28 protein-coding genes and 1 pseudogene are annotated in these 24,357 nt (G+C 37.2%); 7 read left to right on the forward strand and 22 right to left on the reverse strand.

Annotated features, from left to right (window positions below):
- Window positions 1–264, forward strand: a complete 264-nt coding sequence (locus ACO1DI_RS01730; protein ID WP_098112416.1) for a YjcZ family sporulation protein — start codon at window positions 1–3, stop codon at window positions 262–264.
- 57 nt (window positions 265–321) lie between these two features.
- Here ACO1DI_RS01730 and ACO1DI_RS01735 read toward each other — a convergent pair whose 3' ends face one another.
- From ACO1DI_RS01735 to ACO1DI_RS01755, 5 genes are all read right to left on the reverse strand, one after another.
- Window positions 322–1,299, reverse strand: a complete 978-nt coding sequence (locus ACO1DI_RS01735) for a ring-cleaving dioxygenase (protein ID WP_423145001.1) — start codon at window positions 1,297–1,299, stop codon at window positions 322–324.
- A gap of 213 nt (window positions 1,300–1,512) precedes the next feature.
- Complete coding sequence (locus tag ACO1DI_RS01740) at window positions 1,513–2,136, reverse strand: FMN-binding negative transcriptional regulator (RefSeq protein WP_014459113.1); 624 nt, start codon at window positions 2,134–2,136, stop codon at window positions 1,513–1,515.
- A 274-nt stretch (window positions 2,137–2,410) separates the two neighbouring features.
- Window positions 2,411–2,788: a hypothetical protein gene (locus tag ACO1DI_RS01745; RefSeq protein ID WP_014459112.1), complete on the reverse strand. Its 378-nt coding sequence runs from the start codon at window positions 2,786–2,788 to the stop codon at window positions 2,411–2,413.
- 23 nt (window positions 2,789–2,811) lie between these two features.
- Entirely contained in the window at window positions 2,812–3,054 is a 243-nt protein-coding gene (locus tag ACO1DI_RS01750; RefSeq protein ID WP_157774336.1) for a hypothetical protein, read from the reverse strand.
- A 34-nt stretch (window positions 3,055–3,088) separates the two neighbouring features.
- Entirely contained in the window at window positions 3,089–3,358 is a 270-nt protein-coding gene (locus ACO1DI_RS01755) for a hypothetical protein (RefSeq protein WP_116741680.1), read from the reverse strand.
- A 166-nt stretch (window positions 3,359–3,524) separates the two neighbouring features.
- Between ACO1DI_RS01755 and ACO1DI_RS01760 the strand changes: the two genes are divergently transcribed.
- Window positions 3,525–4,091 carry a CBO0543 family protein gene (locus ACO1DI_RS01760; protein WP_182421029.1) on the forward strand — a complete coding sequence of 189 codons (567 nt, stop codon included), beginning with the start codon at window positions 3,525–3,527 and terminating at the stop codon, window positions 4,089–4,091.
- A 220-nt stretch (window positions 4,092–4,311) separates the two neighbouring features.
- On the opposite strand, the gene ACO1DI_RS01765 is transcribed toward ACO1DI_RS01760, so the two are convergent.
- From ACO1DI_RS01765 to ACO1DI_RS01775, 3 genes are all read right to left on the reverse strand, one after another.
- Complete coding sequence (locus ACO1DI_RS01765) at window positions 4,312–5,208, reverse strand: alpha/beta fold hydrolase (RefSeq protein ID WP_423145002.1); 897 nt, start codon at window positions 5,206–5,208, stop codon at window positions 4,312–4,314.
- A 207-nt stretch (window positions 5,209–5,415) separates the two neighbouring features.
- Window positions 5,416–5,607: a hypothetical protein gene (locus ACO1DI_RS01770; protein WP_013058089.1), complete on the reverse strand. Its 192-nt coding sequence runs from the start codon at window positions 5,605–5,607 to the stop codon at window positions 5,416–5,418.
- Between the two features lie 89 nt (window positions 5,608–5,696).
- Window positions 5,697–6,227 (reverse strand): ECF transporter S component, encoded by a 531-nt coding sequence (locus ACO1DI_RS01775; RefSeq protein ID WP_028414615.1) that lies wholly within the window; start codon window positions 6,225–6,227, stop codon window positions 5,697–5,699.
- Between the two features lie 421 nt (window positions 6,228–6,648).
- Between ACO1DI_RS01775 and ACO1DI_RS01780 the strand changes: the two genes are divergently transcribed.
- Both ACO1DI_RS01780 and ACO1DI_RS01785 read left to right on the forward strand, forming a co-directional pair.
- The gene (locus ACO1DI_RS01780; RefSeq protein WP_014459104.1) at window positions 6,649–7,152 is read left to right on the forward strand and encodes a DUF1456 family protein; all 504 of its coding nucleotides are present in this window, start codon (window positions 6,649–6,651) and stop codon (window positions 7,150–7,152) included.
- A gap of 1 nt (window position 7,153) precedes the next feature.
- Complete coding sequence (locus tag ACO1DI_RS01785; RefSeq protein ID WP_208733151.1) at window positions 7,154–7,861, forward strand: M48 family metallopeptidase; 708 nt, start codon at window positions 7,154–7,156, stop codon at window positions 7,859–7,861.
- Between the two features lie 42 nt (window positions 7,862–7,903).
- Here ACO1DI_RS01785 and fbp read toward each other — a convergent pair whose 3' ends face one another.
- Together fbp and ACO1DI_RS01795 are read right to left on the reverse strand one after the other, a co-directional pair.
- Entirely contained in the window at window positions 7,904–9,832 is a 1,929-nt protein-coding gene (gene fbp / locus ACO1DI_RS01790; RefSeq protein WP_042992012.1) for a fructose-1,6-bisphosphatase, read from the reverse strand.
- Between the two features lie 912 nt (window positions 9,833–10,744).
- Window positions 10,745–11,620, reverse strand: a complete 876-nt coding sequence (locus tag ACO1DI_RS01795; protein ID WP_042992011.1) for a YitT family protein — start codon at window positions 11,618–11,620, stop codon at window positions 10,745–10,747.
- Between the two features lie 290 nt (window positions 11,621–11,910).
- On the opposite strand from ACO1DI_RS01795, the gene ACO1DI_RS01800 reads away from it, so the two are divergent.
- Window positions 11,911–12,111 carry a cold-shock protein gene (locus ACO1DI_RS01800; RefSeq protein WP_013058096.1) on the forward strand — a complete coding sequence of 67 codons (201 nt, stop codon included), beginning with the start codon at window positions 11,911–11,913 and terminating at the stop codon, window positions 12,109–12,111.
- A 196-nt stretch (window positions 12,112–12,307) separates the two neighbouring features.
- Here the strand turns inward: ACO1DI_RS01800 and ACO1DI_RS01805 are convergent, their stop codons facing one another.
- From ACO1DI_RS01805 to ACO1DI_RS01820, 4 genes and pseudogenes are all read right to left on the reverse strand, one after another.
- Window positions 12,308–12,481, reverse strand: a complete 174-nt coding sequence (locus tag ACO1DI_RS01805) for a hypothetical protein (RefSeq protein WP_014459100.1) — start codon at window positions 12,479–12,481, stop codon at window positions 12,308–12,310.
- Between the two features lie 373 nt (window positions 12,482–12,854).
- Window positions 12,855–13,058, reverse strand: coding sequence for a cold-shock protein (locus ACO1DI_RS01810; RefSeq protein WP_014459099.1), 204 nt, complete (start codon window positions 13,056–13,058; stop codon window positions 12,855–12,857).
- Window positions 13,059–13,337: 279 nt separating this feature from the next.
- The gene (locus ACO1DI_RS01815; RefSeq protein ID WP_014459098.1) at window positions 13,338–14,741 is read right to left on the reverse strand and encodes an MFS transporter; all 1,404 of its coding nucleotides are present in this window, start codon (window positions 14,739–14,741) and stop codon (window positions 13,338–13,340) included.
- A 913-nt stretch (window positions 14,742–15,654) separates the two neighbouring features.
- A pseudogene (locus tag ACO1DI_RS01820) lies at window positions 15,655–16,898 on the reverse strand (threonine synthase).
- Between the two features lie 376 nt (window positions 16,899–17,274).
- Between ACO1DI_RS01820 and ACO1DI_RS01825 the strand changes: the two are divergent.
- Together ACO1DI_RS01825 and ACO1DI_RS01830 are read left to right on the forward strand one after the other, a co-directional pair.
- Window positions 17,275–18,501 carry a dicarboxylate/amino acid:cation symporter gene (locus ACO1DI_RS01825; protein ID WP_423145003.1) on the forward strand — a complete coding sequence of 409 codons (1,227 nt, stop codon included), beginning with the start codon at window positions 17,275–17,277 and terminating at the stop codon, window positions 18,499–18,501.
- 50 nt (window positions 18,502–18,551) lie between these two features.
- Complete coding sequence (locus tag ACO1DI_RS01830) at window positions 18,552–18,683, forward strand: FbpB family small basic protein (RefSeq protein ID WP_116741607.1); 132 nt, start codon at window positions 18,552–18,554, stop codon at window positions 18,681–18,683.
- A gap of 86 nt (window positions 18,684–18,769) precedes the next feature.
- Here the strand turns inward: ACO1DI_RS01830 and ACO1DI_RS01835 are convergent, their stop codons facing one another.
- The 8 genes from ACO1DI_RS01835 to ACO1DI_RS01870 all read right to left on the reverse strand — a co-directional run bounded on the left by ACO1DI_RS01835 (window position 18,770) and on the right by ACO1DI_RS01870 (window position 24,176).
- Window positions 18,770–19,417 (reverse strand): MOSC domain-containing protein, encoded by a 648-nt coding sequence (locus ACO1DI_RS01835; protein WP_116741609.1) that lies wholly within the window; start codon window positions 19,415–19,417, stop codon window positions 18,770–18,772.
- 20 nt (window positions 19,418–19,437) lie between these two features.
- Window positions 19,438–20,625, reverse strand: coding sequence for a CynX/NimT family MFS transporter (locus tag ACO1DI_RS01840; RefSeq protein ID WP_116741611.1), 1,188 nt, complete (start codon window positions 20,623–20,625; stop codon window positions 19,438–19,440).
- Window positions 20,626–20,690: 65 nt separating this feature from the next.
- Complete coding sequence (locus ACO1DI_RS01845; protein WP_423145004.1) at window positions 20,691–21,320, reverse strand: FadR/GntR family transcriptional regulator; 630 nt, start codon at window positions 21,318–21,320, stop codon at window positions 20,691–20,693.
- A 198-nt stretch (window positions 21,321–21,518) separates the two neighbouring features.
- Window positions 21,519–21,953, reverse strand: coding sequence for an HXXEE domain-containing protein (locus ACO1DI_RS01850; RefSeq protein WP_116741616.1), 435 nt, complete (start codon window positions 21,951–21,953; stop codon window positions 21,519–21,521).
- Between the two features lie 19 nt (window positions 21,954–21,972).
- Window positions 21,973–22,263: a hypothetical protein gene (locus ACO1DI_RS01855; RefSeq protein WP_116741666.1), complete on the reverse strand. Its 291-nt coding sequence runs from the start codon at window positions 22,261–22,263 to the stop codon at window positions 21,973–21,975.
- A 37-nt stretch (window positions 22,264–22,300) separates the two neighbouring features.
- Window positions 22,301–22,582 carry a hypothetical protein gene (locus tag ACO1DI_RS01860; RefSeq protein ID WP_116741618.1) on the reverse strand — a complete coding sequence of 94 codons (282 nt, stop codon included), beginning with the start codon at window positions 22,580–22,582 and terminating at the stop codon, window positions 22,301–22,303.
- Between the two features lie 59 nt (window positions 22,583–22,641).
- Window positions 22,642–23,271: an NAD(P)-dependent oxidoreductase gene (locus tag ACO1DI_RS01865; protein ID WP_116741621.1), complete on the reverse strand. Its 630-nt coding sequence runs from the start codon at window positions 23,269–23,271 to the stop codon at window positions 22,642–22,644.
- A gap of 128 nt (window positions 23,272–23,399) precedes the next feature.
- Window positions 23,400–24,176, reverse strand: coding sequence for a glucose 1-dehydrogenase (locus ACO1DI_RS01870; RefSeq protein WP_217027258.1), 777 nt, complete (start codon window positions 24,174–24,176; stop codon window positions 23,400–23,402).
- Window positions 24,177–24,357: the final 181 nt, after the last annotated feature.

Consider the following 24,357-nt stretch of genomic DNA (forward strand, 5'->3'; position numbering starts at 1 on the left):
ATGCATAATAACGTAAACGCACCTTTTAGTTCTAATGAAAATATGCCGTTCTCACCTGCTATGGCTCACCACGGCTACGCTGCTCCTGCTTATGACCATATGATTCCACACTGCGGATACACAATGCCGGACTATGGATATATGGAATGTGGATATAGCGTTCCTTGCCACAGAGGTAGTGGTTTTGCCATTATCATCGTACTGTTTATTTTACTCATTATCATTGGTGCATGTGGTTTCAATTTCTGCCACGATGAGTGTTAACCCAAAAAACTCCAGTATAAACACTGGAGTTTTTTCATGTCTTAATCGCTGCAAACCTTATAGTGTTTCGTCCAAATCTAGAGGTCTCAGCTTCTCTTCGATTTCTTTGCGCTTCGGCTCTAAAAATGGCGGCAGCGCTAATGTTTGGCCCATCGTTTCAAGCGGTTCATCGGTCGCAAATCCAGGTGTGTCCGTTGATAATTCAAATAAAATGCCGTTTGGTTCTCTGAAGTAAAGTGCTTTGAAATAGTATCGTTCTACTTTACCAGAATTCGGCAGACTGTTTTCATCTAATCGACTTGCCCACTTATTGTATTCTTCTTCATTTGGAACACGGAAGGCAACGTGATGAACGCCACCGCGCCCTAAGCGAACTTTCGGCAAATCAGGTCTCGTTTCAATATGAACTTCGGCTCCGCTTCCGCCTTCACCTGTTGCATAAACCAAAATATCTCTATGATCTCCTGCAAGAGATGGATAAGAACCCACGTAGCGAAATCCCATAATGTTCGTTAGTACGTCAACAGTTGGTTCTGCCGTGCCCACCGTTAGCGTGACAGGTCCTAAACCGATAATCGCATGTTCTAACGGAATGTCTTCACGCTTCCACGGCACGCCTGCTCTTACCCCTTTTTCGCCGTTATCCGCGACAAGAAGCAAACGTGTACCTTCATAATCTTTAAATGCTAACGTATCACGATTAGCTCGTTTAGCTGTTTCTTCATATTCCACTCCGTACTGTTCGAAGCGCTCTTTCCAAAAGTGTAAAGAATCCGTACTTTTAACGCGAAGCGACACAGTCGAAATGTCAGATGCACCTTGATGCGTTCTTGCAAGCCCCGGAATATCAAAAAACGTTACTTCCGTTCCTGGCGTCCCTTCTCCATCTGCATAAAACAAGTGGTAAGACTGCGTGTTATCTTGATTCACCGTTTTTTTTACTAATCGCATGCCTAAAACTTTGGTGAAAAACTGATAGTTTTTCTCAGCTTTCCCCGTCAAAATAGATACATGATGCAACCCTAACAATTCCATCTGCTCCGCCTCTTTTCATAATATATAAATTTTTTAACTTTCACTAAAATTATCTTTAATTTAATTATCTTTAATTAAAGATAATTTTAAAGGATGTACAGCCAGTTTGTCAATAACAAGAAAATTACTGTGGACATAAAAAAAGAAACTAAAAATATATTCAGTTTCTTTTTGGATTTAAACTAACGAATAGATCACTTTTTCAACCAGCGCTTATTTTTTAAGCGCACGCTGCACATTTTGTTTCATCAGCTCCGCAATTTTCTTTTCATTTTCACGAGGCGTCTGCTCTAAATTTTCTATAACTAGCTGCTGTCTCTCTGCTGAATGATTTTGACTTATCTTTTGTTTGCCTTCCATTTTAGTGATATCGATTTTAAATCCAACGATTCCTTTACTTAAACCATTCATATAAGCAGGATCAACGTCACTTAGTGTATATGTACTCTTCGGGCTTTCATACTTCGTTACCATCTTGCTCAGCAGCCCAAGCAGTTCTGCTGGTTCTTCAATCATTTTCATCGTTCCATACACGTGAACAGCTTCATAATTCCATGTTGGTACAGCTTGATTCGTTTCATACCAAGACGGTGAAATATAGCAGTGAGGCCCTTGAAACACAATCAAAATTTCTTGATTTTCAGCATCTTTCCACTGCTGATTCGGACGAGCAAAATGTCCGTATAAAGCTTTTTCTTTCCGGTTTAACATCAGGGGCAAATGAGTAGCATAAGGCTTTTCGTTATGATACGAAAACAAAGTGGCGAATCCATTATCTTCAATAAAATCATACATGATTTGTTCATCATTCACTTTAAAATACTTTGGAATATACATCGGCGCTTCTCCTTTATCTCTTATTTAGTAAAAGATATAATACTATACGCGTTTGCAACAGCGTCAGTTATGAACTTTTTATGGAGGTCAGCAAACATTTAACCATTTATGAATCGATTTTTTAAGAAGTTTATGCTACACTGGTGCGATGTAAACCGCCGATTTTTTACATGTATTTATTTAGCACATGATGCAATTAGATAGCTGTTGGTTAAATAAAGCTCCAGGAACTCAAAAAAAGAAGAGCTTGTTTAAAACAGCTCATTTCTCACGTTTATCTATACAATTGAGGATTTCTTTCTCGTTTGATAGGTCCGCCTTTGGCTATATGCCACTCAATGACGCGGTCCGTCAAACGATCGTATACGTCGTCTTCTAAATACGGATCTTCTGCCGAAGTGAGCAAGGTGTGAACATCGGCTTTTATTTCGGCTAACATAGCTGAGCTGAATACGTCCGGGTCATTTAATACGTCTAGTATATATAGCACTAGCATCTCAAATCCGCCGTCCCAATTGGCATTTCCGTTGCCTTGAGCTTCACAGCGAAGCTTTTCAATGGCTCGGATGACCTCGCCTTCTACGATATCTGACTGCCCATTTCTCGGAACATAGTTTAACCATAGTTCTTTTGCTTCGTCAAAATATTTCATTCTCTACTCCTTTCTTGAGAACTTTATTCTTTTTTGTTTCTTTGATTCATCGTCGTTCCAAAAACAACGCCTAATGATGTCCCAATCGCAATACCAAACCCGATATTATCCATCAACATTCCAAGAGAAGCCCCCATTGCAACACCTAAACCTAATCCTACCCCTAGATAATCTGTCTTTTTCTTTTCTTCAGACAAAAAATCACTCCTTGTTGCTACTATTTTATTGATACCTTTTATACGTAAAAAACGCGCTAAAAGTTTCATAAAAATGGAAAAAAGCAGTTACTTTAACTGCTTTTTAGATAATTAGCTGATAAACGGCCTCTCCGAGCAGCAAAATCGACGTAAGCATGCAGATAAAACCGAATACATACATCGTTTTACGTGCAAATCGCTCAAACGATACGCCAAAGCATCCTTTAGCTATCCAGTACATGGGGATAAGAAGCCCTCTAATCCGAACCCGCTTCATTGATTCATCGGATAATGATCGAGATAAAGAAAGGATGATTAACCCGGTCATCATAGAAAAAACCGCTATCACTATGTTTAAAATAGAACTATCCATACGTTCCCTTCTTTTTCCTTTTTATACTTCCTATTTTAGCATAAAGGCCAGTTAAAATGGACGTGCAGAAAAATACAAACAACTCAACAGGGAAAGGTATCCAAACCTTAAGAAAAGGGCAATTTAAAAATAAAAAACTTTTCTTACTTAAAAAGGATGGATCACGTTGACAACCAATCAAAAAGAATATCTTGAAAAAATACATAGTATACAGGAAGATCTCTCCAAAACGTGGGCTGAATATTGGCATCACTACTCCACTCCAGGCTCTTGGCAGTTTTGGGTGACCTTGGGCGCTTTTATTTTACCTTTAGTCATTCTCTATTTTTTTATTGATCGAAAAAAAGCCTTTCACTTAGGGTTTTATGGATTTAACGTGCACGTTTGGTTTCACTATAGTGACACCGCTGGAGTTTATAACGGGCTGTGGACGTATCCTTACCAAATCAACACAATCATACCCGTAAGCTTTAGCCTAGATGCTTCGCTTATTCCTGTCTCTTTTATGCTTCTTTATCAATGGACAATCAACCATCATAAAAATTACTATTTATATGCAACGACTCTTTGTTTATTTTTTGCTTTTATTTTCAAACCGTTATTAACAGGGATTGGCTTTTTCCAGCTGCATGAATGGGCTACTTACGGTCATTTATTTGTATTTTATCTCGGTGTGATACTGCTATCAAAATGGATTACCAACCTGTTTCTTCATTTTGAAAAACAGAATTGAATACTTTGAGTGCATTTAAAAAAACGTAAGCCTCTTTAAAAAGACCTTACGTTTTTTGTAGTGGTTTTATTTGCTCGCTGTCAGTTTCCTCAAAAGATAGCATGCTTGTTTCATCTCACAGTATCTCTTTTGTAAGCAGCCCATTTTGCTTGTGTAGATTTAGAACATGCTGCATCTAGCAATAATAAAACTTCTGTTACTAAGGAGAATCGCAATTTTCCTAAACTCTGCTTAAATTAGCGTTGTATAAGTCCATTAAACTGCTTAAATCATCTAACAACGGGCAGTGGCCTACACCTTTCATGATTTTCAACGTTGCATTTTCCCCTATGCCTTTTGCGATGTCAGATGCATCTCTTGTCGAAACCATCTTATCTTCATCTCCTTGAATAACCATAGTAGGAATCGTGATTTTTGGCACCTCTCCTGTCCCTTGAACAACACCATTAAAATCGTTTGAAATATTAAATCTCATGAGTGCGTAATTGATATCAATTAAGTTGCGCTGCTTGATCGTTCCTTCTAAATACTTTTCAAATTGATCAGCAGACGGCTTATTTTTTGTATATAAAAATTGACGCAGCATCATTTTTAAAAACCATGTGTTTTTTGTTTCTTTCGCGTTTTCTACCATTCTAAATGCTTCTTTTACTTCTTCTTTGGTTTGGATAAAATTGTTAGGGATAGGCAGTTCTAGAAACGTTCTTCTTGGAATGGGATAGCCTTTGATGTTGACGGAGCTTAATAGAATTAAATTTTTGGCATCATTCGGATGATCAATCACATATTGCATAGCAACTGCTCCTCCTAATGACCACCCGCTTATTGTAAAAGCAGACAACTTCAAAGCATCTGCAAACAGTTTGACGTCATCTGATAAGTCTTTGATTGTGTGGATAGGTGTATAGTAAGTGGATTCTCCAAATCCCCTTAAATCAAGCGCATAAGCTGTGATATGTTCTGGAAGTTCGTTCATCAACACATCCCAGTTAAGGGAAGAATTCATGTTTCCGTGAATTAACAAAAGCACCTCTTTTCCGCCTTTTTTCATTCGGTAATTGATTATTTCTCCATTCGGTAACTCTACTTTTGCTTGTTCTAAAGCAGATATGGTCATCGCTATTTTCCTCTTTTCTTATATGATTAGAACGATAGCTAGCTTTAATTTTTACATACCCTATTTATCTAGAGTTAAGCAGTTCAAAAGAAGTTGTACAAACACCAAGATGATTGTGCGTCATTCTATTTGCTACAAAAGGCAGCCAAATACGCGATTTGGCTGCCTTTTTATAATGAAGAACTATACGAATGAGCAATAAGGCCATTACTTTTTCGGTGCGTCTAATGCTTGATAGGCAAGCTGATATTTCCCGCCTTCAGCCACTTCTGCATGGTACAGAGCTTTAAGAGCAAAGTTTTTTTCAAGGCTGTGCTCTTTCATCAGTCCATTCAGCTTACCTTGCAGTTCCTGATTGTCTTTAATGAGCTGCTTCATCTGTGATTTTAGATATTTCATGGTGTTTTCCGCTCCTTTCACTTGATGAATATCTATCAAGTATATCACTTAAGGATAGGATAATGGTAAAACGACTTACGATTGACGGATTAAATTTGTACCGCTCTGTTCTTTAAGCGCCCTACAAGCGGAACGACGATGATACCTGCTATAACAACTTGCATCACATTGCCTGGTATAGAGCCAAGCGGAAGGATCCAGTTACCGTAAAGAATCACTTCGGCAAAATAGTAGCCTACGATTTTTACAATCAGCGCAGCAACAACTGCCAGCGTGTTCACAAGTGCTCTTTTACCAGGTGCTTTTTCAGATATAAGACCTGCTAAAAAGCCCATGGCCCCTACGATAATAAACGTAAACGGCGCCCATGCTGTCCAGCCGGAGATCAGATCGAATAACCCCATCCCAAAAGCCCCTGCGATGGCTCCTGTTTTTTTGCCGTAAATAAAGGCTGCTATAAAAAGAGGAACGTTGCCTAAATGGATGAGGCCTCCGTTACCCATGATTGGAAGCTTTATGTTGATAAACATTGTCGCTACAAACGTCAGTGCAATAAAAAGCGCATGCATGGATAAAGCTTTGATTTTGGTTGATTCTCTTGGTGAGTATGTTGAATTCATTTGTTGACCTCTTTCTTTTTTTACTACTATCATACTCCTAATTACACACTTAATAAATACGTAAAACTATTTATTTAGTAAGGTATATCATTTTAGCAGCATACAGGGGTTCGCCAACTTTAAAAATTGTCCTATGCGTTCTTAAAAAATAAAGCTGCCTCTGCTTCCTTTAGCAGACTGCGGCGCCTAATTTTTGTTATGGTAAAGAGGCTGTTCGGGCATAATATGAGCAAATCGTTCTTTTTCAAGAGTTGACGAAGGCTGATAAATATGAGAAGTTATATGTTTGTAGAAATGAATGGAATAACTTAGAATTCCAGCGGAGCCTGTTACTATAATTGTACTGATATTGACCAAGTCCGTTCAGATTGTGGCAGTCATGATTTTTACATACAGCAAGCAAGTTATAGGAGGAGCAAGAATGGATAATAACGATATTTTAATTAGATTACGATATGCCTTGGATTTAAAAAATACAGAAATGGTAGAGATCTTTAATCTTGGCGGAGTAGACGTAACAAAAGAAGACGTATTAAAAATCCTTACGAGAACACCGGACGAAGAAGACGAGGATGCAGTTCACGCCGACGAGCACATCTCGTGCAGTAACAGCATGTTAGATTCTTTTTTAAACGGTTTTATTACCTTTAAAAGAGGAAAACAAGACCCTAAACCAGGGCAAGCACCTCCAGCACCGGTTCAGAGTAATCAAAATATGTATAACGTCTTATTAAAGAAAGTGAAAATTGCTTTATCTCTAACAAGTGAAGAGATGTTAGAAGTATTTGATGACGGCGGAATACGTGTATCTAAAGCAGAATTAGGTGCTTTATTACGAAAAAAAGGCCACAAAAATTACAAACCGTGCAAAGAGAATTTTGCTCGAAAATTCCTAAGAGGCTTAACTGTACAATATAGAGGATAACATGATACACACTTTTTCAAATCAGAGTATCCATTATGAAATACGATATAAAAACCGAAGTTCTTTTGCGATCAAAGTCGACGGATACGGAACGGTCGAAGTCCTTGCTCCTAGAGGGACGTCTACTGAACAAGTACTTTCGGTACTAGAGAACAACTGGGCATTGATTCAGCAAAAAATAAATGAAATGAAAGATAGAACGCATGGACCAAAGAAAAAAGTCTATGAACACGGAGAAAGCTTTTTGTATGTAGGAAAAAACTATCCGATACAGATTCATCACGATTCGACTATTACAAAGGATTCTGTAGTGTTTGAAGCGGACACGCTTCAGATTTATGTCAATCAGCACGACGATGAAGCGATAAAACAAGCGCTCAAACGCTTTTACTATCAAAGATGTAAAGCGCTAGTAACTAAGAGTATCTCCTCCTATCAAAAACATTTTAAAACAAAGCCGCGATCCATCTCGATTTCCGATAGCAAAAAAGCGTGGGGCACGTGTGATTCTAATCGTCAGCTAACCTTTAACTGGCGGCTGGCAATGGCACCTCAGCACGTCATTGATTACGTAGTCGTTCATGAAATGTGCCATATGGTTCACATGAATCATGATCGATCCTTTTGGCGTCTTGTCGGGAAAATCATGCCTGACTATCGTGAACAAGAGCACTGGCTGGAAATGTCGAGCTGGGAAATGACGGTGTAAAAAAGAGCAGGAGCCTTTAGGCGTCCTGCTCTTTTCTTATTTTTAACTATAGCGATACTTTCGTAAATCTTTTAAAATAGAAATTTCTTTTAATAATTCTTCTCCGACGTTTGTTTCTAGAACCATCTTTCTTTCTAGTTCTTTGTCGACCAATCGTTTTACGGATAAAACGTCCGTTCCTTCTAATAAAATATCTTCTTTTGAATTAAAGTGTTTGTGCGCAACTAGCTGCATGCCGTAAGAATTATATAACAACGTGTATCCAGCGATACCTGTTGTGGATTGATACGCTTTTGAAAAACCGCCGTCAATAACAATCATCTTTCCATTTGCTTTGACCGGATTTTCTCCTTCGATTTCTTTGACTGGCGTATGACCATTAATAATATGACCATGATCAGGATTCAAATTAAATTCTGCGAGGATGTTTTGGCAGACTTCCTCATTTTCCCGTAAATAGTAGTATGGATTCTTCTTCTCTTTATGCGTTGTTTTATCACTGATAAAATATCGTTCAAACGTCGTCATGGCGCGTTTCCCAAAGAGTGATGAATATTCTCCTGTCCATAGGTACCAGACCATATCTGTTGCCAAATCATCCGTTTCTTCAGGATGTGCAAAAGCCTCTTGTAAATAATGTTCAAACACATCAAGCAAGTTACGGCCTGCATACGTTTTATCTTCTATCGTCATTTTTTCCATGTTTCCTTCTTCATCTAAAGGAATGCAGCCGTGTATTAATAAGTTTCCGTTATATTTCAAGTATAGGCTGCCTTTTTTCATCAGAAACTTCATATGTCTCGCCAGCTTTTCTGAGTGCTGTACAGAAAGCAGCAGTCTTTCCATTACCTGCTCTTCTTCTTCTAATAGCTGATCAGGCTGCTCGGGGTTAACCGTTGCAAAGCAGCTGTTTTCTAGCGGATACGTGTTTCCGTATATCGTAATTTCATTTTTATCATAATCAATTTTTTCAAGCAACAGCCTTTCTGACATATTAAAGAAAGGACGTCTTTTGATAATCGGACTTTCAAGCTTGAACTGAATCATCGCAATGGCCTGGTGAATTTTCGTAATTTGTAGTCGCTCGTGATCGGATAGTTTGTCACTCGAGCTTACTTTTGGTCTAAAAGCAGGATTATCATCATAATATTTCTCCGCCAAGTTAAGCAGCGGTCTCAGGTTAATGCCATATACGTCTTCAATAATATCTAGATTGTCGTATCTCGCGCAGATACGAATAATATTGGCGAGACACACTTTCGAACCCGCAAAAGCGCCTAGCCATAGCACATCGTGATTTCCCCACTGAATATCAACGGAGTGATAGTTAATCAGCGTATCCATAATTTTATCCGGTTCAGGTCCCCGGTCATAAATATCCCCCACTACGTGCAGGTGGTCCACAACCAATCTTTGCGTCGTATAAGCAAGCCCTATAATAAGCTTATCGGCTTGTCCCAGAGAAATAATCTGCTGAACAATCTTTGTATAGTACTGTTCTTTATTTGTAAATTCATCCGTTTTGTATAGCAGCTCTTCAATAATGTACACAAATTGATTTGGCAATGCTTTACGCAGTTTAGAACGCGTGTATTTAGAAGAAGCGTACGAAATAAGATTAAGCATACGATCAATGATTTCTGTATACCATTGATAGAGTTCCTTTTTGTTTCGAAACTGCGCTTTAATCAACGGTAATTTTTCTTCAGGATAATACACTAATGTCGCAAATTCATTGATTTCTTTGTCAGATAATACATTTTTAAAAAGGTCTTTGATTTTCTCTTTTACATTTCCTGAGCCATTTCGCAGCACGTGCTGAAAGGCTTGATATTCGCCGTGTAAATCACTGACAAAATGTTCGGTCCCCTTTGGCAGATGAAGAATAGCTTCAAGGTTAATAATTTCGGTTACCACTTTTTCTTCCGTATCATACTTTTGTGCAAGTAAATCTAGATATTTTGTGTTCAAAACTATGTATCCCCTTTCAACGTTCACCATTTAGTATAATCACCGTTATAACCCTGTAAGATAAATTGTGATTATAATGTTACTCACCTCTTGTTTAACTCTTTTCTCTCCATGCCTCACCTCTTTATTTTAACCTATTTTACGTATGGGTAAAATGGTGTAAAGTCTATTTGGCTATAAAGATTAACGGCTCTTGCTCCCTTGAAGATGATAGCTAGCTGGTAATATAAAAAAACCTGCTGATCTTGTCAGCAGGTTCGATACATATGAAAGAAGCGCACATAATTAAGAAAGTTTACTCCGACCTCTATACAATAGCAGATTTTTTCTTCCTCTGCTGTGAGAAAACGCACAGCGCCGAGTCCTTGCTGATGGTACGATAAAGATGACCTTTCTGAGACAGGAAAAGTCATCCTTTGTATTATATAAGAATCATCATTCTGTTGAATCTCTGTTCTTTTATGTTCAGAGATTTTTTCTGTTAGCTTTGTTAGGTAAAGCACGAGAGGAAAGTTAACACAAATACATATGGTACACGTAGGCTATCTGAGGCTGCTGTTTAACGAAGGAAGAAGTTGTATGTGGCTTTTCCCAGTAACAATTTCTTCTATTATAATATGGAGCGCTGTTGTCAAATTTTTAAAGAAGACACACAAAGGAAAAATCATTACGTTAATGTATGCAGGTACCCTATCCGGCTTCATTCTGACCGTTTCATTTTTTCAAAAGTATCTGGTTTTAAAAAAACTCCGCTAAGCAAATGAGCTATCCAACAGGCGGCTTCTTGCAAGTGGATTTTACGATACAAAAGAAGCAGCGGATGCAAGAATCACGCTGCTTTTCTTATCTCTACACTCCAACCTAAAAGTGGAGTATTGTAGAGTGTTTGTACAAATGTAGTGAATTGTGAACTTAGTGAATATTATTCTTTCTGAAATTACCGCCTTTAACTTCCGCTACGTCATATACCGTAACAAAAGCCGTTGGGTCAATTTCATTGATAATTTCTTTCATTTTACTTTCTTCCAAACGGTTGATTACGCATGTGATTTCCTTGAATTTTTCATGAGAATAACCGCCGTAAGCTTCTTTGTATGTAGCGCTTCGACCTAAACGATCACGTATTGTCTCTACCATTATTGCGGGCTGAGCAGTGATAATCTGGAAGGTTTTCGATCCGCTTAATCCTACCTCTACGATGTGAATAACTTTGGATGCAATAAAGTATGCAATTGCAGAAAGAATCGCGCCTTGCAAACCAAATACTAATGAAACAAAAATAAACACAAATGCATTTAAGAACAAAATAAGATCACTTGTTCCAAACGGCAATTTTCGAGAAAGCAGCACGGCCAGCATATCGATGCCGTCTAGCGCGCCGCCATTACGCAGTGCAATTCCCATTCCAAAACCAAGGATAATACCGCCGACAACGGTTACGAGTAGTGTATCTCCTTCAATAATCGCTGGAGTGTGATGCATGAGGCTTGTACCGACAGCTAGTGAGACGATTCCGAGGATGGAAAATACAGCAAAACTTTTCCCGATTTGTTGATACCCTAACCATACAAAAGGAATGTTAATAACGGCAATTAGAACTCCTAATGGCAAGCCAAATAGGTTTGAAGCAACGATACTAATGCCTGTTACCCCTCCATCTGAGACGTGGTTTGGAATTAAGACAGTTTCTAAGCCGTAAGCTGCAATAATCCCTCCGATAATGACCATTAGTGCTCGGAAAGCAATTTTCAGCCGCTTAGGCCTGTGGTGTTTTTTAGTTGTGTTCATATAATTCCTCGCTTTTAAATGTTTTTTACTATTTAAGTGTACCACAAACATTCTCTTTATTTGAACTAAGGAGGCTTACGTATCGTTTTTTAGTTCACATAGTGCAAACATGGATAAAGGAGAACTTCTAGCTTTACAGACTCTATCCTTGCAATAAGTCCCTATTTCTGTTAAGTTTAAGAAGAATTATTTTTGTTCGGTAAAGATTGATAAGTTTAAGAACTTTCGTCTGTAGATTTGAGCAAGGATAGTAACACAATGTGTGCGTGTCACACTAGGAGGCAACAATTATGGAACAAGGTAAAGTAAAATGGTTTAACGCAGAAAAAGGTTTTGGATTCATCGAACGCGAAAACGGAGACGATGTATTCGTACATTTCTCAGCAATCCAAAGCGAAGGCTTCAAATCTTTAGACGAAGGTCAAGCAGTTACATTTGACGTAGAACAAGGTCAACGCGGCCCTCAAGCTTCTAACGTTCAAAAAGCGTAATCCATCATAAATACAAAAAGACAGACTCTACGGAGTCTGTCTTTTTCATTTCCTTGAAATGTAATAATAAAACCCTATCCACTGAGGAATAGGGCTTATTAATACAAAAATAGTAATCGGTAATACAAATGGTAAATTCAGTATAGCATAGTATAGACAAAATCCAAACTATAAATCAATATTTCTTCATGAATAATTATGATTCGTGTTTCATTAACTCTTCTTCAAAGAAAAATGTACTGGGATATTTATCAACTGTATAAGAATATCTTTTCATGTTTTTCACATAATGACTTTTTAAAATGATCACTATTTCATTAGATGCTTTTATACTTACCGTTTCTCCATTAGCAAATAAGCTTATACTCATATCCTTCATCCTCTCTCATATCAAAAACAAGCAAATTTTCAACTTTATTTATCGGGAAATATAATTTGCATCTTATATTTGACTTTATCAGTATTCTGATAGTCAGCAGCCTTTTCCAACGGCTAGTCCAGCGAAGGTTAGTTATTTTTGATACCTTACGTATACCTACTCCTAAAGCATATCATTCTATAGCTATAAGGTATTCTTTTCTATTTATTTACGACACAGGATATAGGTAGCTCTTCTTTACTAGCTTTCTATCTTCAATGTCTATACTTATGTTTAAAGTAACCTTTTTAAAATCATTTCTTTTTTAATTATTAAAATACCAAGTAAAAAGACCCCTATGTGGAGTCTTTTTACTTGGTATTAATTATGCTACTTTATGAACGTTAGCAGCTTGTGCTCCGCGTTGACCTTGTTCAATGTCAAACGTTACTTTTTGACCTTCTTCTAACGATTTAAAGCCTTCACCTTGAATAGAGCTGAAATGTACGAATACATCGTCTCCGCCTTCAACTTCGATGAAGCCGAAGCCTTTGTCTGCATTAAACCATTTCACTGTACCTTGTTCCATAATAGTGCCTCCTGGTGTGGAATACTCCACGGTTGTATTACTACCCTTGTCCAACCATACTATCTTAAGATAAAAAATTCTATTGAAGAGATTTCTCTTCTCTCAATCCTATACCGAACAAAAATAATTAATTTAATCGTAACATACGGAACCGCGGATAGCAAATACAGGAAATGGAATAAATCGTCGAACGATAAAAAAGAGCCTTCTCTTTGTAAATCTATACAAGAAAAAGGCTCTTTTTTTATTCATATGCTGCACAGCAGCTTGTTATTCAACTTATTTTTCTGTTTGCTCTGTGTGCCACCATAATGAATCTTTTGGATTTTCAACTGCTTCATTGTATTCAGATTTAGAAGCAACCGTTGGGTATGAACCTTTGAGTGATTTTCCTGCCGTGTTCGCAAACAGGAACAAGATTACGAAAAATCCAATGATACTCACAATCGTTAGATAGAACGCTGGAGCCAAGTGATTGCCTGTTGCGTGAACTAACCATGTCGCAACTAATGGCGTCGTTCCTCCAAAAATAGAAACTGAAACATTAAACGTGATTGCTAATGTTCGGTAGCGAATATCTGTGTAGAACATTGTTGGCAGCGTTCCTGGCATTGTTCCTTCATACGTAGCAAGTAAAACACCTAGAATAAGAATACCGATTGAAACAAATACTAAACCATTTAAGTTGATTAAGTAGAACGAAAAGGCTGACAGTAAGCTCAATCCGCCTAAACCGATTAAGAAAACTTTCTTGTTTCCGATTTTGTCGCTCAGTTTTCCAAACATAAGCGCAAGCGGCACCATTAAAATCATAACTGCCGTAATTAATACCGTACCCACTGTGTTTGATAAGCCAATAATTTCATTTAAATAAGAAGGCATGTACGATAATAGCATATAGTTTGTAATGTTAAAGAAAGCCACGGCTACGAAACAAACAAACACATCTTTTTTGTGATTTTTTAAAATAGAGAGGAAGCTTTCTTCTTCAACTTCGTCTTCGTTGGAAAGTTCATTTTCAAAAATAGGTGTTTCCCCTAAACTTCTTCGTAAATAAAAACCAATAAGTCCTAAAGGTAATCCTAATAAGAAGGGAATTCTCCAGCCCCATGAGGCCATCTGTTTATCCGACAGAACAAAAAACAGTAAGCTAGCTAGTAGTGAAGCAAGAATATAACCAACAAGTGTACCGATCTCTAGTCCACTTCCAAGTACATTTCGCTTATTATCTGGAGACGATTCTGCAATATACACCATCGCACCAGCATATTCACCACCAGTTGAAAAACCTTGAATGATTCGTGCAATTAATAAAAGGATGGGTGCCCATATACCGATTTGATCATATGTAGGTAACAACCCAATGAGTAATGTGGAAAAGGCCATTAAAATAATGGTGGTGGTTAAAACGACTTTCCTTCCTAACTTGTCCCCGATTTTACCGAATATAACACCGCCTAATGGACGCATTAAAAAGGCAATCGCAAATGTGGCAAATGTGAACACTAATTTGAGCTGATCATTTTCAACTGCGCTAAAAAAGTTTTGACTAATAATTACGGCTAAATATGAATACAAGCCAAAGTCAAACCATTCCATCGCGTTTCCTACTCCTGTAGCAAAGACGCTTTTTTTAGCTTTGTCAATATCTACGACGTTAATTTTTTTCTTATTAAACTTCATTTCATCACGTCACCTCCGCGGTATACGATTATACAAGACTGAGTAGTAAAGTCAAATCTGACTTACTGTATTTCACACGTAACTGTCTTGGAACACTACTTATTTTTGAGTAAAAAACGAAAACTATTCATGTGATGTTAAATATTAAAAAAGGTTATGGCTAAAGGGTTTGAAGCCAGAAAAAGCTGAGGAAGGAACGCTAATAAATAAATTAATTAGAACCAAAATAAACTTTTTTTATTTCAACGTACAATTAATCGCTGCTAAAAGAACGGATTTTTCCTAAAACAGGGAACGTTTTCGATGAAATTACAGTCGCTGAAATAGTAAATTCCCGTTAAAGATAGTGCATCTGGTTTACAATGCGCTTGGTAGCAATTTCCACTCAGGTTATCTTACAATTATTGTTACAACCCATTAGATATAAGCTTTATTTTTTGTAATAAATACACTGCTTCTATTACAAAAATTATGTAGCCTTAAAAATAAATATAAAGCTCGTTCTAACAAGTTCAACAATGGATGATTCGGTCCATAGAATAAAACTTTAAGATTTGGATGGGGTTCGAGGGATAGAAATTCAACTCCTTTCTCCCTATAATCATTCGTGGCTTCAAGTAAGTTTTCTACTGTAAAAGCAGGCTGGTTTACAGTGCCCCTTTTGGCATATTATTCAATTTACGTAATATGCCTGCTCAACTCCCTCACCAAGCTATTTTTCCGGATAGAAAGATATCCTCTTTCTTCTCTTAGATACCCCATAAGACGAACTTTAAACCTAAATACATCCGTATAGTTTTGAACATAAAGATACGCATTTATTACATTTTTTTACATTAAATAAACGTTTTATCTGCAATAGAATAAAAAAATAGACCTCCGCTTAGACGGAGATCTATTTTTTTCACTTATTTTATTTTTTAGTAAGGCTGCCATTTCGCTCTAAAATAGGTACTTCAATATCTACCGTGTTTGGATATTTAACTCCAAGCCCTGTATTTAAAGCAACAACCGTTTCGTTTTCTTTGATCCATCCTTCTTCTCTTAAACGGCGTGCAGCTAAGAATGTAGCAGCGCCTTCCGGACAAATGAACGAACCTTCAAGCTGCGCAACCTTTTTTTGTTCCTCCACAATTTTATCTTCGTCGACCGCAATTGCGCATCCATTTGTGTTGTATACGGCTTCTAAAACAAGAAAGTCTCCGATTGCTTTTGGTACGTTAATCCCAAAGGCAATGGTTGAAGAATCCGGCCAAAATTCAGATTCTTGTTTTCTTTCATTCCATGCTTTTACAATAGGCGCACAGTTTTCAGCTTGTACCGCTACTAGACGAGGAAGATCACCTTTAATCCAGCCAAGCTCTTTTAATTCATTTAACGCTTTATAGATTCCAATTAAGCCAACGCCTCCTCCTGTTGGATATAAAATCACATCAGGAAGATTCCAAGAAAACTGTTCAGCAATTTCTAGGCCCATTGTTTTTTTACCTTCGATTCGGTACGGCTCTTTAAGCGTAGAAGCGTCATAAAGACCCAGGCTTTAATAGCTTCACCGACAATTTTACCCGCATCACTGATGAGTCCATCTACTAAGTAAAGGTCAGCTCCCGCGACAGCACACTCATTTCGTGTAATAACAGGCGCATCTTTTGGCATGACAACGGTTGCTTTTATGTCAGCTCGTGACGAATAAAGCGACCAAGCAGCTCCCGCGTTCCCATTTGTAGGCATCGCTAACTGTTCAACGCCAAGTTCTTTTGCTTTTGACACACCTACAGCGGCACCTCTAGCTTTAAATGATCCCGTTGGAATAATGCCTTCATCTTTCATATATAAGTTTTGAATGTTCATTTCTTTACCTAGCTTAGGCATTTTTATAAGCGGAGTCATCCCTTCGCCTAAGGAAACGACGTTTTTAGGATCTTCTACTGGAAGCAGCTCATGATATCTCCATAAATTTGGTTCCCTGCTTTGAACATCTTCTGGAGTCAGGTTACCTTTCAATCTCTCTAAATCATACGCTACCAATAGCGGTGAGCCACATTCACATAATTGATGTTTTTCTTTCGGACTATATTCTTTTTTACATTTAGGACAATATAAGTGAGAAACATAACTAAACGGCATCATACACACTCCTTTAAATTCTGTAAACATAATACCATATATAAAATATAATTTATAGTATTTTTATAAGAATTATAAGGTATGATATCTCCATCATTTTATTGTTCATTATTAAAAGCATAAAAACCCTATCAAATTAGGGTTTTTATGCTTTTTTCGCCTTTATTTATATTACTTTTTTTAGAAGTAAACTCAGTAATTTTAGATAAAAACCCAAAGAATAAACAAAATCCATACTTTACTTATAGGAATAATTGTTTTAGTATGTAAAAAGATATTTTAAGGAGGTATTTAAGGTGAACGCACTTTCGATAGTGAATAAGCATAATAATAGTATGTGTACTTGTCTAATTCTCAAAGGTTACTAAAACAAAAACAATACTACACTACAAGGAGAATTGGACAGATGGCTACAAAAAATAGATTTAAGCTTAATTTAGGATTAAAAGTAATTATTGGATTAATTCTTGGATTGATCGTTGGCTACTTTAGTAAAGAAGTCGGTTTGAAGTTAGAAATATTAGGAAAGGCTTTTATCCAGCTTATTCAAATGGTTATTGTCCCTCTTGTTTTCCCATTGATTGTATTAGGAATCACAGGGATGCATGATACAAAAAGGCTAGGACGAGTCGCGTTTAAAACCCTTCTCTATTTTGAGATTGTGACTACAGTATTAATTATATTAGGAATACTCATTGCGAAAGTAACAAATGTAGGTGGACATATGCATGTAGGTGCAGTGGATACTTCTTCATTAGGAAACCTAGCAAAAGGCATCGACTTTGGAGAGTTTTTCTTAAGTATTATTCCAAGCAATATTGTAGAAGCAATGGCACAAGGAAAGCTGTTGCCGATTATCTTCTTTGGTATTTTTGTAGGGTTAGCTCTTACATCACTTGAAGATAAAGCGAAGCCGGTTATTACATTTTTTGAAGCATGGCTACAAGCTATGTTTAAAGTAGTAGAATATGCGGTATCATTTGCCCCAGTTGGCGTATTTGGATTTATCTCTTTTAGCGTGGCTAAATACGGGATTGGCAGCTTGCTTTCTTTAGGTCAATTTGTAGGTATTACGTATTTATCTTTTGCCGTTACGGCATTTGTTGTATTTCCTATTATCGCACTTATCTTCCGTATCCCTTATAAGGAACTATTAAAAAGAACCGGAGATTTAATTTTATTAACGTTTACAACGCGCAGCTCAGAGGCTTCTATGCCGCTGCTCATTCATCGATTAGAAAAGTTCGGAGTGTCACGTTCTGTCACTTCTTTTGTATTACCAACCGGCTATTCTTTTAACCTAGATGGAGCTAGCATCTATATAAGTGTAGCGATTATCTTTCTTGCCAATGTATATAACCTGCCTCTTAGTCTTGAACAAATTATTGTGATTATTGGTTTATTAATGCTTATGACGAAAGGATTAGCAGGCGTCCCTTCAGCTGTCATCGTTGTACTGTTAGCTACGGCTAAAGAAATTGGCTTACCTGCAGAAGGAGTCGCTTTATTATTAGCAGTGGATTTCTTTGTAGACATGGGCCGTTCAGCATTAAATGTCGTAGGAAACTCTTTAGCTACGGTCGTTATCGCAAAGTCTGAGAAGTCATTTCATTTTAATGCCGAGGATAAATAACCATACCCCCTCATCATTCAAAAACACGATAGTGAGAAAGAAGTGTTAGTTTGTTTAAACAGAAAAAATCATTTGAAGAACTAGTAAAAGAAAATAAACAAGCATTATTAAAAGATAAAAAAGCAATCGAGAAAATCGAAAAACGTATTGAAAAACGCCATAAAGTGATAAAGCTAACTTAGTACAGTTAGCTTTATCACTTTATTTTTTATCGTCGTATCTTTTAACAACTTCATTTCCATATGAAGCAGTAACTCCACCTTCACTATTATTCAGAACGAAATTGCTTCAATAAGACTTCTCTTAAACTAGTGGACAATGCCTCTGCTTGCAAAACTCTATCCAGCTTCTCTTTATTAAACCGGTCTTTAAATTTCACATCATTAACTGTCGAGACGGACACTTCTTTCGGGTCTTTTTCAAGAAGGATCAAGTCATCTTGTACTGAGACGATGCCTTCTTTTAAAACGCGAAATAAAAATCCTGTATAGCCCGTGTCTCTCATTTTCACAACGATATCAGGCACTTCATATTTTGCAGCAAGCTTGTAACAAGGATTTCTAGGTTCAGATACTTGAATAATAGACTCACCAAACGCAAATACGTCTCCGATATGCGCATTTTTTTCTGTTAATCCAACACTTGTGATGTTTTCACCAAACAAAGCGGTTTTAACGGGGTTTTGAATTATATTATTCCAGTAATCGTAGTGATCATAAGGATACAAGCACAGAGCCTTGTCCACTCCTCCATGATCTTTGTACGCTTGTTCATCACCTGCTAGCCCTACTTTACTTAAAAAGACAGATTCATCCGTCGACGCTTTTCTAATAGCAGATTGAAACGTTCGTTTTCCATACGTAAGCGTTTCAATTTTCCCGTAGTTAAGCGACTGAACTTGATAGTGATCTTTCATATGCTCTCTCCTTTTTTAAATCAATAGACTTTTTCATCATGTGATAATTCTTTCCGCTCTGAGCGCTTGTGCATGAATGCAGTAAGCACTAGCAAACAAATTGTTAAAACAAGTAAAACAAAAAATAATGGCGTATTTGTATGAAAGATATCGCGCACAAAACCAGATAAAACCGGAGCGCACCCTCCTACAATATATCCCCCTGATTGCATCATAGCTGTCCATGAGCTCGCTTCTTGAGGCGAATCTGTCTCATTTAACGGCAGCATAAGAGCTAAAGGAAAAAGTCCTCCAAGCCCTATTCCTAATAGTATCGAAGAAAACCAAAGACTGGTTAAAGGATAGAGAATGAAAACTAAACCCGCTGATGCAAACAGTGTACTGCTCGCAAGCCAAAAGATTTGGTTTTTATAATAATCGGCTAGCGTTGGAATTAAAAAGCTAAACGTCATTTGAACGAACGTAAAAACGGTAATAAGCGTACCTGCTTTTTGATTACTCATGCCCAAATCGTGTGCTGCTGGCGCTAGCCATGTGGTCACAGAGTAAAAAATGCCGGCTTGCAGACCAAAGAAAAGCGTAAACAGCCAGGCTTTTTTATTTTTTAACGGGAGCTGATTTTTTCTTGAGCTAGACGCTTGCTGAGATTTACGAGCAATCGGAGACCAAACAATAAAAGCGATAATCGCCAGCACGCTCCAGCTGGCAAGAGCTAAAGTCCACGAATCGTGCAACACATGCTGCAATGGTACCGTTAACCCTGCGCTTAACGACGCACCCGTTCCCATGCCAACGGAGTAAATCCCGATCATGAGACCTATTCTATTCGGAAATTTCTTTTTGATAAATCCCGACAACAGTGGTCCGGCAATGGCGATACCTATACCTAAAAGAAAGGCGCTGGTCAAAAGAAGAGACGTTGAGTGCGCCGCCACTCTCATACACGTCGCAGCTCCAATCATCACTAAACAAAAAGAAATCACTTTTTCAGCTCCCCATAATCCTTCAAGCTTTCCTGTAAACAATGCAAATAACCCCATACATAAAACAGGAATAGCTGTTAAAAAACTAACGGTAACATTGCTCAGTCCGAGCTGATCTCGTATGGTCTCAAGCACAGGGGATACCGATGTAATACCGATTCGTAAATTAATTGAAACTAAAAATAAAGCAATCACATACACATATATTCTTTCTTTTGACTTCATGCTGTTATTCCCCTTCCTGATGATTCAGTATATCATCTGATGTTTAACTTTTTTAAAAAAGGAACTTAGGTAAGCTCCAAATTTTGACCTGCATATTTTTTTGCTTGTTCAGTATCTCCATTCAAAATAGCCGTAAATAAGTTTTCATGAATGGCGGAATTATCTTTATAATCAACCGTTTTTAAAATGAGCTGACTCAGCGTATGTCGCAGTACAGGCACAAACGATTGATATAAATCCATTAAAACGTTATTTTTGCTGGCTTCTGCAATCGAAAGATGAAACTGAATATCCGCTTCTATATATTCAGCATAATTGCCTTTTTCAAGCTCTTTTTTTCGTTTATCTAAATGACCTTTCATCTTTAACAAATCTTCGTCTGTTCGACGCTGCGCAGCTAACATCGCAACTTGCAAATCGAGCATTTCACGCGCTTCGTAAATATGATTAATATCTGCCGTTTGCAGCCTTGTTTCAAACGAATCCTGTGTGAAGCTAAGAGATTTAATTCTCGTTCCTTTTCCTTGTTTCACTTCCAGTACATTTGCATGAACAAGAATTTTAACCGCTTCTCGCAAGGTAGATCGCCCTACACCGAGCTCTTCCATTAGCTGAGGCTCCGTCGGAAGCTGATCTCCCACCTGATATTGACCTGAAAAAATTTTAGTTTGAAGCTGCTCCAGTACTTCATCCACTAGCTTTCAACGCGGAACTTTTGAAAACGATTGTTTATTATGTATATTCATCTGCTCATCTCCTGTTTATATCACCTTTATCATAAACAAATTTTGTTTTTTTAGCAAGGTTGCTAGAGCTTCAGGAATTAATCCAAGCGAACTGCTCTGATAGACTTTCTAGAAGTTCGGTACAAACAGGGTGCTTTTACTTTCACTTTAAATAAGAGCAGCATCTTTTAATCGATATAATAGGTATGCAGTATAAGGCGTAACTAAAAGAACAGCCGTATATAAACCTGGAGTATATGCTTTAATAAATAGTGTTTGTAAAAGATGAATAAGGTTATGTAATAGTACAAAAATAAGAAAACCCACAAAAAGAATTGAACTCCAATAACTTTCTAGATAAAGAACTTTCATAAAAGTAATGAGAGACATAAACAAAAAGATAAAGACATCTCTTTTTGCAAAAGCATATGAGCTTATGTTCCAGAATTCCCAAATCTTGTGGCTAATCCATTTGTTCTGTAATTTAATTTTTGCCTCTTTGGTTTTAGCCCATTTCTCAACTGTAATAATTTCTTCAAAATCATGTAGCATAAAAACCACAACGAATAACCAAAGAACATTGTATAACTCAAGTTCAATCAATTATAAATCTCCCCTTTTTCTACATAGACTTATTTACATTTTCTTTCTTAAAAATCCCTATTAACAGCGTAACAAGTCCTACTAAAAAGAAAAACGGAAACAATAACATCATTAATGCAACTCCTGCAAAACCTTCTTCCTGACTGATTGCATACAGAACCGAAACGACCCATGAAAAAAATGGGGCTATGATTAATATAATCGTTGTTCCCCACACTATATATTTTCTTTTAGCTGTTTTTCCTTGGCTTAGTCCGCTTGCAAACATAAGACCTAATACTAAAACCGTTAATGCAACTCCAATTGCCATTTTATCCCCGCCTCTAGCAGCCATTTTCTCTTTTACTTTACATCGTTTTCTTTTTTGCCTCTTGGACAGAAATGAATACGCTTGTAACAACAAGTAAGAGTAAACCTTCTCCGATAATGATTAAGCCTTTTATTTGAATGTCTAGAGCATCAAACCCGCTTATTTTCGCAAAAGCGTAAAAAAGTAGAAATAAACCACATAATACACTAACCAAGGAAATAACTAGAGCGGCTATTCTATTATTAAACACAATACTTACAAAAAGTATTATCACAAATATGATACTAATGGACATACAATTATTAAGTATGAAAGACATACATACCTCCTTGAAACATCTTGTTATATCGTTTGAACATATTCGACCTGTCCGCTATTCTAATTAGCAATGAATGGCGTTTTACCTATGTAAGAAGGATCATGTAGCTGCTCAATCATAAACCTCGCAATATCACGAGAAGATATTTTAAATCCCGGCATATCAAAATCATCTTCTTTTATTACTTTAGATTTTTCGTTTTCTTTAACAAAAGGAAGACGTATAAGCGTCCAATCTAATTTGCTCGCTTGAAGAAGCTGCAATTCTTTTCTTTTATCTTCCATCATTTCAGCGTACAGAATACGAAATACAATAGCTCCTACCTTATTAAGAATTGATTTTTTATCTCCTTCTATATCTAAAGATCCCCCAGTTACTCCAACATATCTCTTTATTTCAAGCTCTTTCATAGTCTGAATAACTAATGCTGTAATTTCGCTATATAAAGGTACAGCTTTATTAGGCTGACCGAATGTGTTGATGACAGCGTGGCATCCACTTAGCAAGGAAAGAATCGTATCTGGATTTCTAGCATCTCCTTGAATTAAAGTGATGTTTGGATCGTCGAGTAAAGATTTTTTTGGAGTTCTAACTAGCATACGAACGCTGTAACCTTTTTTTACAGCTGATTTTGCTAAAAATTTACCCGCTCTTCCAGTTCCTCCAATAATCGCAATTGTATTTTTCATATTAATTATTCCCCCATATGTATAGCATCAACGTTTCATTAATAACCATATTATACCATTAGTGAGAAATGAGATAAACACTATGAATCTACAATGCGATAAGATTAAATTCCATATTGTCCTCTAACTTATTCAAACCTAAACCCAATCCCACCATCTACCATAATGTTTTGACCCGTAACAAACGAAGCATCATCGGAAAGAAGCCACTTTACTGCTTTTGCCGCTTCAAGCGGATCACCAATTCTGCCCAGCGCATTGAGCTTTTGATAGGATTCATTGAGCTTTACTTTTTCCTCTGAAGATAAATCTAAAAATCTTTCTTCTAACATAGGCGTACGAAATGCACCTGGGCACAAAGAGTTAATTCTTATATTTTGATGACCATATTCTTGAGCAACTGATTTTGTTAAAGCGATCACACCGCTTTTCCCAGCCGCATATACGCCAGTCCCTGCTGAACATAAAATAGCGTCCATTGACGACGTATTCACAATGACCCCGCTATTTTGTTTTGTCATTACCTGCAGCTGATATTTCATGCAAAGCCATACACTTTTTAACGTAACGTTTATTAAATGGTCAAAGTCTTTTTCTTTGAATTCATGGGTAGCATTAGAAGCTGCCTCCGTGTTAGCCGCATTATTAAAGCCCACATCAATTTTTCCAAATGTAGAGTATGTTTGGCTCACGAGATTTTTGACATCTTGACTATTCGTTACATCCGTTTTGATAAAAAGGGATCGAGGAGACCACTTTCTTAATACAGAAAGAGCTTCTTCTCCTTTTTCACTATTTCTAGAAGCAATCACGATATGCATGCCCTCTTTTGCGAGTAATTCCGCTGTAGCTAAGCCAATCCCCGACGTTCCACCCGTAATAATACCTACCTTTTCTTCAAACATATCTTTCTCTCCTTTTGCGTTCAATAAAATCTCAACAAATTAAATTGAGTAACACTAGCCATAGAAGTTATTCAGCTTTGGGTAGATTAATCCCTGCTTTAAAACACTAAAAAGAGACTGGGACAAAAGGAGATTAGACGAAGTGAAAAATGAGTCATTGATCAATACTTTTGATTCGTGG

Source organism: Priestia sp. 40 (genome assembly GCF_049368575.1).
GTDB lineage: Bacteria > Bacillota > Bacilli > Bacillales > Bacillaceae_H > Priestia > Priestia zanthoxyli.

What these genes read in the sequence shown, in the direction of transcription:
- ACO1DI_RS01730 (WP_098112416.1), top strand. Translation starts at nt 1, where the DNA reads ATGCATAATAACGTAAACGCACCTTTTAGTTCTAATGAAAATATGCCG.
- ACO1DI_RS01735 (WP_423145001.1), bottom strand. Translation starts at nt 1,299, where the DNA reads ATGGAATTGTTAGGGTTGCATCATGTATCTATTTTGACGGGGAAAGCT.
- ACO1DI_RS01740 (WP_014459113.1), bottom strand. Translation starts at nt 2,136, where the DNA reads ATGTATATTCCAAAGTATTTTAAAGTGAATGATGAACAAATCATGTAT.
- ACO1DI_RS01745 (WP_014459112.1), bottom strand. Translation starts at nt 2,788, where the DNA reads ATGAAATATTTTGACGAAGCAAAAGAACTATGGTTAAACTATGTTCCG.
- ACO1DI_RS01750 (WP_157774336.1), bottom strand. Translation starts at nt 3,054, where the DNA reads ATGAAACTTTTAGCGCGTTTTTTACGTATAAAAGGTATCAATAAAATA.
- ACO1DI_RS01755 (WP_116741680.1), bottom strand. Translation starts at nt 3,358, where the DNA reads ATGGATAGTTCTATTTTAAACATAGTGATAGCGGTTTTTTCTATGATG.
- ACO1DI_RS01765 (WP_423145002.1), bottom strand. Translation starts at nt 5,208, where the DNA reads ATGACCATATCTGCTTTAGAACAAGCAAAAGTAGAGTTACCGAATGGA.
- ACO1DI_RS01770 (WP_013058089.1), bottom strand. Translation starts at nt 5,607, where the DNA reads ATGAAATATCTAAAATCACAGATGAAGCAGCTCATTAAAGACAATCAG.
- ACO1DI_RS01775 (WP_028414615.1), bottom strand. Translation starts at nt 6,227, where the DNA reads ATGAATTCAACATACTCACCAAGAGAATCAACCAAAATCAAAGCTTTA.
- ACO1DI_RS01780 (WP_014459104.1), top strand. Translation starts at nt 6,649, where the DNA reads ATGGATAATAACGATATTTTAATTAGATTACGATATGCCTTGGATTTA.
- ACO1DI_RS01785 (WP_208733151.1), top strand. Translation starts at nt 7,154, where the DNA reads ATGATACACACTTTTTCAAATCAGAGTATCCATTATGAAATACGATAT.
- ACO1DI_RS01795 (WP_042992011.1), bottom strand. Translation starts at nt 11,620, where the DNA reads ATGAACACAACTAAAAAACACCACAGGCCTAAGCGGCTGAAAATTGCT.
- ACO1DI_RS01800 (WP_013058096.1), top strand. Translation starts at nt 11,911, where the DNA reads ATGGAACAAGGTAAAGTAAAATGGTTTAACGCAGAAAAAGGTTTTGGA.
- ACO1DI_RS01805 (WP_014459100.1), bottom strand. Translation starts at nt 12,481, where the DNA reads ATGAGTATAAGCTTATTTGCTAATGGAGAAACGGTAAGTATAAAAGCA.
- ACO1DI_RS01810 (WP_014459099.1), bottom strand. Translation starts at nt 13,058, where the DNA reads ATGGAACAAGGTACAGTGAAATGGTTTAATGCAGACAAAGGCTTCGGC.
- ACO1DI_RS01815 (WP_014459098.1), bottom strand. Translation starts at nt 14,741, where the DNA reads ATGAAGTTTAATAAGAAAAAAATTAACGTCGTAGATATTGACAAAGCT.
- ACO1DI_RS01825 (WP_423145003.1), top strand. Translation starts at nt 17,275, where the DNA reads ATGGCTACAAAAAATAGATTTAAGCTTAATTTAGGATTAAAAGTAATT.
- ACO1DI_RS01835 (WP_116741609.1), bottom strand. Translation starts at nt 19,417, where the DNA reads ATGAAAGATCACTATCAAGTTCAGTCGCTTAACTACGGGAAAATTGAA.
- ACO1DI_RS01840 (WP_116741611.1), bottom strand. Translation starts at nt 20,625, where the DNA reads ATGAAGTCAAAAGAAAGAATATATGTGTATGTGATTGCTTTATTTTTA.
- ACO1DI_RS01855 (WP_116741666.1), bottom strand. Translation starts at nt 22,263, where the DNA reads ATGGCAATTGGAGTTGCATTAACGGTTTTAGTATTAGGTCTTATGTTT.
- ACO1DI_RS01860 (WP_116741618.1), bottom strand. Translation starts at nt 22,582, where the DNA reads ATGTCTTTCATACTTAATAATTGTATGTCCATTAGTATCATATTTGTG.
- ACO1DI_RS01865 (WP_116741621.1), bottom strand. Translation starts at nt 23,271, where the DNA reads ATGAAAAATACAATTGCGATTATTGGAGGAACTGGAAGAGCGGGTAAA.
- ACO1DI_RS01870 (WP_217027258.1), bottom strand. Translation starts at nt 24,176, where the DNA reads ATGTTTGAAGAAAAGGTAGGTATTATTACGGGTGGAACGTCGGGGATT.